This window comes from Companilactobacillus versmoldensis DSM 14857 = KCTC 3814 (assembly GCF_001434295.1).
Lineage (GTDB): Bacteria > Bacillota > Bacilli > Lactobacillales > Lactobacillaceae > Companilactobacillus > Companilactobacillus versmoldensis.
Genome location: NZ_AZFA01000042.1, coordinates 1 through 3,784 on the forward strand (window position 1 = coordinate 1; position 3,784 = coordinate 3,784).

Below are 3,784 nucleotides of genomic sequence, written 5' to 3' on the forward strand. Positions count from 1 at the left end.
ACGATTTGACTTAGAGCCAAAGAAAAAGGACATTTCCAAGAGGAAATGTCCTAGTTTGTGTTATTCTTCACCAGATTCTGAAGCGATGATATCTAATTCACCATCAATGGTCCATTGAGTAGCCGTGGCCGGTATGATAAGGTGTTGACCTTTTTTAAGCTTATAATCATTACCTTCGATAGTTAAAAGTCCAGAACCGTCTAAGATCGAGATGAGTGTATAATTTCCAATCTCATGATTGAAGACAGCGGCTTCTTGCAATTGCCAGCGATAGACAGCAAAGTAAGGTGACACCGGTGGCTGCACGTAAGTAGTGAATTTATTTTTCCCTTCGCTACGTTGTTGGATATCTAATTCAGGGTCCTGATGTGGGACCATGATAGTATCTTCTGACTGCTTAATGTGCAATTCGCGTTTCTTACCAGTGCTTTGATCTACTCGATCATAGTCATATAAACGATAAGTCGTGTCACTGCTTTGTTGGGTCTCTAAGACCATGATACCTTTGTTCAAGGCATGGACTGTCCCGCTTGGGACATAGAAAAAGTCGCCAGTTTTGACTGGTACCTTTCTTAAGAGATCGTCCCAGTCGCCTGATTCGATCATTTCATCCAACTCGGCCTTATTTTTGGCATTATGACCATAAATCAAGTATGAACCAGGTTCGGCATCAATCACGTACCAGCACTCGGTCTTGCCCAAATCATGTTCATGTTTAGCTGCATACTCGTTGTCAGGATGAACTTGGACTGACAAGCTAGCTTCTGCGTCCAAGATTTTCGTTAACAATGGGAATACTTTCCCCTTAGGATCACCGAATAATTCTTTATGATCATTCCAAAGGTCGTCTAAGTATTGTCCTGCAAATTGACCATTTTCTACTTGTGAACGTCCATGTGGATGTCCAGAAATGGCCCAGCATTCACCAATATTACCTTCTGGCAAGTCATAACCGAAAGCTTGTTCCAACTTACGACCGCCCCAAAGTTTCTTGTGAAAAACTGGTTTTAAAAATAAAGGTTCACTCATACATTATCCCCCATATCAAAGATGATTAGTCAGTTTCTTGTTCTTTTGCATCGCGATCACGATCTAAGAAAAAGATCAGTGTTTGCAATTCGTTAGCCAAATCAACGTAATGTACCCGAATTGAGCTTGGTACGTTAATGATCACAGGCGTAAAGTTCAAGATTCCTCGTACGCCAGCCTTAGCCAATTCATCTGCGGTAGTTTGTGCTGCATTAGAAGAAACTGTTAAAATAACTACATCGATCTGTTGTAAACTTAATTGTTCTTTGATCTCACTAATATCGTAAACGGGAACACCGCTCTTAACTGTGCCGACGATCGACTTGTCGATATCGAAAGCTGCAGCGATTCGAACGTTATTAGTTCTTGAGAAATTATAATTTAACAAGGCGTTACCTAAGTTGCCAACACCAACCAAAGCGACGTTTGTCCGCTTGTCTTGGTTAAGTAACTTCTTAAAGAAGGCAACTAATTCATTAACGTCATAACCATAACCACGTTTACCTAAGGCACCCAAATATGAGAAATCACGACGGATCGTAGCGCTATCGATCTTGATACCGTCAGACAATTCGCCAGAAGATATCTTTTGTGTACCTTCATCTTTTAGGAATTGAAAATATCTATAATATATTGGCAATCTTTTGATTGTCGCATTAGGAACTGTTGTTTTTGTCATAATCCTCCACCATGTGTGTTTTTTCACTATCAACTATAATAAATAAAACTTGTGAAAAAAGCAATATTTTTGAGTAAAAAAGGCATGAAAACGACAAAATACATAGTATAATTTGTGAATACAGAAGGAGTTTTATATTGATATTATTACAAGCCCAAAATATTACAAAGAATTTTGGAACCAAAAAATTATTCTCTAATATTAGCTTTGAAGTTCAAGACAACAGTCGAATTGGTCTAGTTGGCCGAAACGGTGTTGGTAAGTCAACTTTATTAAAAATTTTATCCGAGGATGAGAGTTATACATCAGGAAATATTGCTCTCAAAAAAGATACTAATATTGGATACTTGGCACAGGATTCTGGACTCAACAGTGACAATGAAATTTTCAAAGAAATGGAAGCCGTTTTCGACTACCTAAAAGTCCAAGAAAAGCAAATGCGTGATCTGGAAGAAAAATTAGCTGACAACTCAGTCAACGACTACGATCAATTGCTCAAACAATACGATCAGCTCCAGACCACCTTTCGACAAGAAAACGGTTATAGCTATCAATCTGAGATCCGCAGTGTCCTAAAAGGATTCGGTTTTGACGAAGATGTCTGGCATGAAAAAGTTTCTACCTTATCTGGTGGCGAACGTTCACGACTGGCAATGGCCAAGATGCTCTTGGAACATCACGACATCCTACTTTTGGATGAGCCAACTAACCACCTGGATATCGAGACTGTCGAATGGCTAGAAAGTTATCTCAAAAATTACCGTGGAGCCCTAGTCATCGTTTCTCACGACCAGTATTTCCTCGATAAAGTAGCAACGGAAATCGTTGAGATCAATCATCATTCAGCCAACCACTATTCTGGGAACTACAGTTTCTATCTTCAAGAGAAAAAACGGAATCAAGAAGTCGAATGGAAACATTATCAAGAGCAACAAGCTGAGATCAAAAAAACTGAAGAGTACATCCAGAAAAATATCGTCCGCGCCTCGACCACGAAAATGGCCCAAAGCCGTCGTAAAAAACTCGAGAAAATGGACGTCATGGACAAGCCCGATAGTGACCAAGGTTCAGCCCACTTCTCCTTTGAAATCGACCGCGAGAGTGGTAACGATGTCCTGTTGATCAAGGATGCTGCCATCGGTTATCAAGCCGATCAAGTCATGTCTGCACCAATCAATCTTGACATTAAAAAAGGAGAACGAGTTGGTGTCATTGGACCAAACGGGATCGGTAAGTCAACCTTGTTGAAGTCGGTTCTCGACCAGATCCCATTACTGGCAGGGTCCTATCAATTCGGAGCTAATGTCCAAACTGGCTACTATGATCAGAACCTTGACAGTCTGGATCCAAAAAAGGACGTGCTCCACGAAATCTGGGACCGCCATCCTCTACTCGACGAGCAAATAATCCGAAACATCTTAGGCTCATTCTTATTCAGTGGAGATGACGTGCTCAAACCTGTCGCTGGGTTATCCGGCGGAGAAAAAGCTCGCCTGACACTAACTAAACTATCGATGGAACATGACAACTTTTTAGTCATGGATGAGCCAACTAACCATTTGGACATTGATAGTAAGGAAGTTTTGGAAGATGCCCTCAAACGTTTCGCTGGTACAGTTCTGTTTGTGTCTCATGACCGGTACTTATTGAATACTTTAGCTGACCGGATCGTCGAAATAACTCCCTCCGGTAGCAAGACTTATCTCGGCGATTACGACTATTATGTCGAAAAAACTACCGAAGCAGAACCGGAAAAAAATATTTCTGATAAATCTAATAATACTAGCGAGAAAAAGATTGAATACCAACAATCAAAAGAACAGCAAAAAGCTCAACGCAAATTAAGACGCCAAGTCGAAGACCTCGAAAAGCAGATCTCAAATCTAGACGAGAAAAATGCCGCCATTCAAAAAGAAATGACCAAACCCGAGAACCTAACATCATATACCAAGTTAGGCGACCTGCAAAAAGAATTAGACGAAAATAAAGCAGCACAAAGCAAACTCGAAGACGACTGGACCGAGAAGTCGTTGGACCTAGAAAGTTATGAAGATTAAAAAAGATTGGCTCTAAGTC

At 40.5% G+C, this 3,784-nt stretch carries 3 protein-coding genes; 1 reads left to right on the plus strand and 2 read right to left on the minus strand.

Features of this window, described 5'->3' with window-relative positions:
- Positions 1–60 precede the first annotated feature (60 nt).
- On the minus strand, positions 61–1,029 hold the full coding sequence (manA, locus tag FC27_RS11275; RefSeq protein ID WP_010624826.1) for a mannose-6-phosphate isomerase, class I: 969 nt from the start codon (positions 1,027–1,029) through the stop codon (positions 61–63).
- 25 nt (positions 1,030–1,054) lie between these two features.
- Positions 1,055–1,708, minus strand: coding sequence for a redox-sensing transcriptional repressor Rex (locus FC27_RS11280; protein ID WP_010624827.1), 654 nt, complete (start codon positions 1,706–1,708; stop codon positions 1,055–1,057).
- Between the two features lie 137 nt (positions 1,709–1,845).
- On the opposite strand from FC27_RS11280, the gene FC27_RS11285 reads away from it, so the two are divergent.
- On the plus strand, positions 1,846–3,765 hold the full coding sequence (locus FC27_RS11285) for an ABC-F family ATP-binding cassette domain-containing protein (protein ID WP_010624828.1): 1,920 nt from the start codon (positions 1,846–1,848) through the stop codon (positions 3,763–3,765).
- Positions 3,766–3,784 lie beyond the last annotated feature (19 nt).

What these genes read in the sequence shown, in the direction of transcription:
- manA (WP_010624826.1), bottom strand. Translation starts at nt 1,029, where the DNA reads ATGAGTGAACCTTTATTTTTAAAACCAGTTTTTCACAAGAAACTTTGG.
- FC27_RS11280 (WP_010624827.1), bottom strand. Translation starts at nt 1,708, where the DNA reads ATGACAAAAACAACAGTTCCTAATGCGACAATCAAAAGATTGCCAATA.